The organism is Microcystis sp. M44BS1 (assembly GCF_020244875.1).
GTDB lineage: Bacteria > Cyanobacteriota > Cyanobacteriia > Cyanobacteriales > Microcystaceae > Microcystis > Microcystis panniformis.
In genome coordinates this window covers 1-5176 of the sequence record NZ_JADBVM010000009.1, presented here as the reverse complement: position 1 = coordinate 5176, position 5176 = coordinate 1, and the positions used below count along the sequence as shown (strand labels likewise).

Genomic DNA, 5176 nt, shown 5'->3' with positions numbered 1-5176 from the left:
TTGAAATCATCGACAATATGATGACTTTATCCCCTAAATTGCAGTCAAGTTTAGAGAGTAAAATCAAACAATTTGAGGAGGAAAGAACCATGCCTTTAATGAGTAATATGGAGTTACGAGGAATCGAACGCGGTAAGGAAATTGGCAAGGAAATTGGTAAGGAAATTGGAGCGTTAGAAAAAAGCCGTGATGACATAAAAACAGTTTTAACTGTGCGGTTTGGCGAGATTTCTTCAGAAATTGAACAGAGGCTCAGTAACATCAATAACGTTGCTCTCTTAGAAGAGATATTAAAATTATCAGTTACCGCTAATTCTCTCGAAGAATTTAAGCGGTCTTTGGCTAAAATCAATATCTAGAAAACGGGTTTCTTCGAGAAACCCGTTTTCTGGACTTATTAACGAATAAAATCAATCTGACAAATATTAAGAGGAACAATCGGTTCAAATTCTTTTCGGTCAGAAGTAACTAGAATTCCTTTTTCTTGATTGGCTAAAGTTAAAGCAAAACAATCAGCTAAAAAAATGCGTTTAATTACTGCTTTATATTTGCTTACTTGTCGCCAAAAATTGCCACTTAAATCAAAGCGAGTTTTTATGTTAATATTGCTTAATTCTTGAATTAGTTTTTCTGTTTCTGATTCTCCTATATCTCGATAAAAATTATAGTAAACTTCGCCAAGATTAATAACATGAATCATCTTGTTATTATTTTGATTAGTGATGGTTTCTCTAACAAGATCCGCTCCTGTTTCATTACGAAAAAAAGCAATTACAGCACAAGCATCTCAAATGATATTCATCTATTACGCTCCTCCCAATCAATTTCTGCTTGTTTTTGTTGGGCAAAATCTTCACTACTGGTAGGTGCATGAGCATATTTACCTTGTAATAATTTAATTAACTGTTGTATTTCTTCTTCTGATTTAGGTTTAATTTGAAGCAGAAAATTTTGATCAATTAACTCTCTGATTTGCAATAATTGTTCGTCAGAAAGATTAGCTAATGATTGAATTATTTGTTGACGTATTGCTGTAGAACTCATGATTATTACTTAGCTACAATTAAGTATAAAAAAAATTACTATGATTATAATATATCACAAAAATGCTGATTTGCCAGCAAATCTCTAAAATCAGGTAAAATTAAGCAAATTTCAGGGAAATTTTCATTCCTTTCGCGATCGCCCCATGGCGGAGTTGGGATTCCCCGATTTTTCGCTAAATTCAACTAACCCGATCCCTTTTTGTCAATTTTTGTCCACTTTTATCGATTTAATGTTCACTTTTGCTGAAGTTTTTTGTAAAGAAATTTTACAATTTAGATTTTATGCTTGACTTTTTCAGGAAGTAAGTATATGTCTGGATATTAACGAACCAAGTAGCAGGGTAGGGGCGATCGCATCGCTTCTAACTCTTATTAGCCGTCTAGGTTATGGATTTTACTCAAAGGCTCGCCAGCAGACAACTGGGAGCGCCTGAAGGGAAACCAGCCTTTAAGTCAATTGCAATCGGCTATTCACCATATCGGTTAGTTAACCTAATCTCAATCAATAAAATATTTTCACTTTTTCTGGAGTGATAAATTATGCTTAATAATCCCGGAGTTTTAGCATTTAGTGCGCCGACTTATACGCTGACTGAAAACGGAAGTCGTATAACTCAAGTCGTTGTAACTCGCACGGGGGGAAGTGATACAGAAGTCAGTGCGACGATTACGTTAAATAATGGTACAGCAACCGCAAACGATTATAGTAATACCCCCATTAAGGTTACGTTTGCTCATGGGGATAGTGCGCCTAAAATTATTACGATTCCGATTAAGGAAGATAGTCAGTTTGAAGCGGTGGAAACCCTTAACCTGTCCTTGACGAATCCGACTAATGGGGTGACGATTGGTACACAAAATACGGCAATTGTCAAGATCATTGATAATGATAATTTTGTCTTTAATAATACGGATATTCAACCGACGAAACTGGAGAAGTTGACGTTACCGATTCCCACAGCGTTGAAGCAGTATGAAACTCTCAGCAGCGAATTAGATAAGGCCAAGGTTAAATTAGACACGACGGAGGAACAGTTAAGGTTAGCTAATGATGATTATTCCTTTGCGAAGGAAACTTTTGAAGCGAGTCTCATTAAGCAGAAGTTTTTAACGGAAAGTTTGCAGAATTTAGAAAATAAAAAGAAGGCTTTAACTTCTAGCTTTACTCAATCTAAAACACAAAATGAGCAAAAACAGAAGGATATTCAGAAGAGTATTGATGATGCTTATACTCGTTTCAATGCTGAAACGAATCCGGGTCTAAAAGATGGGATTCAGAAGGAGATTAATGGTTATCTGATTCAGATTCAGGAACAACAGAATTTACTGTCAATTGCGACGACTAAGTATAATCAGGAGTTGGCGGTTGTTATTTTCCAAATTGATGACTCAAATCAGGAGTTACAGGGACTTGAGAGTAATATTATTCCCAAGCAACTTGAGGATTTAGAGAAGAAAAATCAGGCTTTAGTGGATATTAAAACCGCTTGGGAAGGGAATAAGCAAGCTGTGACGGTTGCGGATAAGGCGCTGGGGGATTTGCTGACGGATTATGCTTTTCTCAAGACTCAGGATTATTCGTCTAAGTTTTTGCAGGATACGGTTGATAGTCTTAAGCAAAAAATTGGTGCGCTTCAGGCTAATTTAACCGCTTTGAAGAGTGGAAATGGGTCTAATTCTGAGATTGCGGCGTTGGAAAAGGCGATTTTAGAGAAGCAGAAAATTGTGGGAGAGGTACAAGAGTATCAGAAAACGGTGTTAGCGGGTGAGTTGGAGTTTAAGCAGGAGTTGGAGACGAGAAAGGGGACTGCTGCGGACCATGAAGCATCGGTTAAGGTGGCTTTAGGGAATAATAATATTGAGGGTTATGTGAGTTTAAACAGTCAATTGGCTAACCAGTTGAAGGGTTTAACGACTGTTTGGGTGGATAATTTAGAGGATAATCATAATCTCACGATTAAGGTTTGGAATGGCTCTCAAGCTACGTCTGAAGTGTTTGATAGTTTGACGAGTTATATTGATGAGAATTTGGCGACTCCTTATGGGGATTATTATCTGAATGAGATTCAGCTGGATGAGGCGTTACAGATTCAGGAGTCAACGGTAAGACGACGGGATGCTTTGGCGGATAGTGTTGATTTTGTGACGGATGCGCTGTTTTTGGCGAAGAAGCAGTTACAGGAGTATCAGGATTTAGCGAAGTTGGGGCAGCATTATTCGGATTTGACTAAGTATGAAAAACAATATGCAATTTTACAAACTGCACAAAAAAAATTAGCTCTTGCATTAGAACAGTTATCTACTCCTGATTGGAATAGTTATAATTTAGCAAAGGCTTATATTAATGAATCAATTCAATTAATCAAAGACAACCTTAAAGACTATTCTGATTATCAAAAAATAACTCAAAATCTTGATGAGTTTTTAAAGCAATACAATGATTTATGGAAACAACATCAAGAATATCTTAAACTTAATGGTTATGGAATTAACTTCGGACTTTGGCAGGATCATGGAGGAACATTAAGTCAGCATCAATGGCAATTAGGCGATTTTAATGGCGATGGTAAAACTGATTTAATTGTTGCAAATATTGATAATGATTACTATGTTTCTCTCTCAAATGGCAATGGATTTACGACAAGTCTTTGGCAGAATCACGGGGGAACATTAAGTCAGCATCAATGGCAATTAGGCGATTTTAATGGTGATGGTAAAACTGATTTAATTGTTGCAAATATTGATAATGATTACTATGTTTCTCTTTCAAATGGTAATGGATTTACCACTAAGCTTTGGTTTGATGGTGGGGGACGTTTAAGTGATCATCAATGGAAACTAGGAGACTTTAACGGTGATGGTAAGACAGATTTAATTCTTGCTAACATCAACAATGATTACTATGTCGCGCTCTCAAATGGCAATGGATTTACGACAAGTCTTTGGTTTGATGGTGGGGGACGTTTAAGTGATCATCAATGGCAATTAGGTGATTTTAATGGCGATGGGAAAACAGATTTAATTCTTGCTAATATCAATAATGATTATTATCTTGCTACATCAACTGGCGATGGATTTATTTCTAAACTTTGGTTAGATGGTGGCGGTTCACTAAGTGATCATCAATGGAAACTAGGAGATTTTAACGGAGATAAAAAAACTGATTTAATTCTTGCTAATATTAACAATGATTATTATGTTGCAAAAACTACAGATTTACCTCCTTCTACTGAAGCCATTAATCCTCTTAAATCATTACAATTTAATATTCAATCTCAAATTAACCAAATTTCACAATTTACGAATCCTTATTTTATTGATAAATTAAATCAAGAACTAACTAATAAAACTCAAGAGTTAGTGGTTCAGATTGACTTAACCAATGATCAACAAGAACAATGGATAGAAACCAATTTACAGAATTATGTCAAACAGCGACGGGATAGTATTATTTCTAATGGTGTAAATGACAAAACGATCGCCGATCTCCAATCTCTCCGCCTAGAAACCGCATATCTAACCCTACAAGCACAACAAAACCCAGACAAAGTACAGAGTTATTTAACAGAATATAAAGTTATTCAAGATGGCAATTTATCAATTTTACCTAATGTATCATTTAACTTCATTAATCAAGCACAAGGATTGAAAACAGGATATTGGGCAGATGAAAATAACTCGGAACAATTAATCGGAGACTTTAATGGGGACGGTAAAGATGACATTGTTAATTTACAATCTGATGGTATTTCTAACAACTGGATAGCTTTATCTAATGGTAACGGTACGTTTAACTTAAAAGGAGCATATTCTCTAACCAATTCTAACAATAGTTATCAAACAGGTTTAATAGCTGGTTTTTGGGGAAATGAAAATAACTCAAAACAATTGATAGGAGACTTTAATGGAGATGGTAAAGATGACATTGTTAATTTACAATCTGATGGTACTTCTAATAATTGGATTGCCTTATCAAACGGGGACAGCACTTTTAACTTGATTGCTCGCGCTCAAGGATTAAGTAATGGATTTTGGGGAGATGAGAATAATTCAGAACAATTGATAGGTGATTTTAATGGGGATGGTAAAGATGACATTGTTAATTTACAATCTGATGGCATTTCTAATAA

The 5176-nt window shown here is 35.5% G+C and carries 3 protein-coding genes and 1 pseudogene; 2 read left to right on the top strand and 2 right to left on the bottom strand.

Translation table 11 applies throughout. The features are described 5' to 3' along the window. Positions 1-359: hypothetical protein (locus IM515_RS00355; protein ID WP_287697813.1), on the top strand; the 359-nt coding region annotated here is incomplete at its 5' end. 38 nt (positions 360-397) lie between these two features. Here the strand turns inward: IM515_RS00355 and IM515_RS00350 are convergent. Both IM515_RS00350 and IM515_RS00345 read right to left on the bottom strand, forming a co-directional pair. Continuing rightward, positions 398-775 (bottom strand): annotated as a pseudogene (locus IM515_RS00350) (type II toxin-antitoxin system VapC family toxin); the annotation flags it as partial. Positions 776-798: 23 nt separating this feature from the next. Next, positions 799-1044 (bottom strand): hypothetical protein, encoded by a 246-nt coding sequence (locus IM515_RS00345; protein WP_287628079.1) that lies wholly within the window; start codon positions 1042-1044, stop codon positions 799-801. A gap of 542 nt (positions 1045-1586) precedes the next feature. Here IM515_RS00345 and IM515_RS00340 point away from each other — a divergent pair. Further along, positions 1587-5176: FG-GAP-like repeat-containing protein (locus IM515_RS00340; RefSeq protein WP_287697811.1), on the top strand; the 3590-nt coding region annotated here is incomplete at its 3' end.